This window comes from Aquimarina agarivorans, assembly GCF_000218485.1.
In the GTDB taxonomy this organism is placed as follows: Bacteria; Bacteroidota; Bacteroidia; order Flavobacteriales; family Flavobacteriaceae; genus Aquimarina; species Aquimarina agarivorans.
Map to the genome: position 1 here is coordinate 1 of NZ_AFPB01000109.1, position 593 is coordinate 593.

Annotated in this window: 2 pseudogenes; both read right to left on the bottom strand. The window is 43.5% G+C overall.

The window, feature by feature from the left end:
• Window positions 1-216: pseudogene (locus GMC_RS21145) on the bottom strand (transposase zinc-binding domain-containing protein); the annotation flags it as partial.
• A gap of 8 nt (window positions 217-224) precedes the next feature.
• Window positions 225-581 (bottom strand): annotated as a pseudogene (locus tag GMC_RS19225) (tyrosine-type recombinase/integrase); the annotation flags it as partial.
• Between the last annotated feature and the right edge of the window lie 12 nt (window positions 582-593).

Here is a 593-nt window from a genome sequence, read left to right on the forward strand (position 1 = left end):
ACTCGGTATGGTGAAGACCAAATGATAATAAGGCACATCGAGTAGCTCCTGGCTACGCGCAGCGATCCATTGCTCGCGCTTGTGAGCCTGACACCGCGGACAATGACGATTGCGGCATGAATTGTATGATAAATGCAAGCCATTGCAGCAAGTACATTGATCGATATGTCCGCCCAGCTCTGCAGTGCGACAACGTCGGATAGCTTGTAGGGTTTTAAATGAGTCGCATAGCTATGACGCAGGGTGTGCGCTGTAAAATGCTTGGAAGTTTTTACTTTTGATCGACTCTCTTTGATCAACCATTGGATGGCTCTAGTTGTAATAGGATGTTCTTTACCATCTTTACTTACTTGTGAGGTAAACACATGTTGTTGCGGAGCATATTCTTGAAAATATGCCCTAAGCCCACGAATTAAATGAGCACTTAACGGCAGATAACGATCCCGATGACCTTTGCCTTTTCTAACAAAAACCGTCTTTCTCTCAAAATCTAAATCGGATAAACGTAAATTACACAGCTCGTAGGATCGCAAGCCACAACCATACAAGAGCCCTAACATCAATCGGTGACATAACACCATTTACAATTTTAA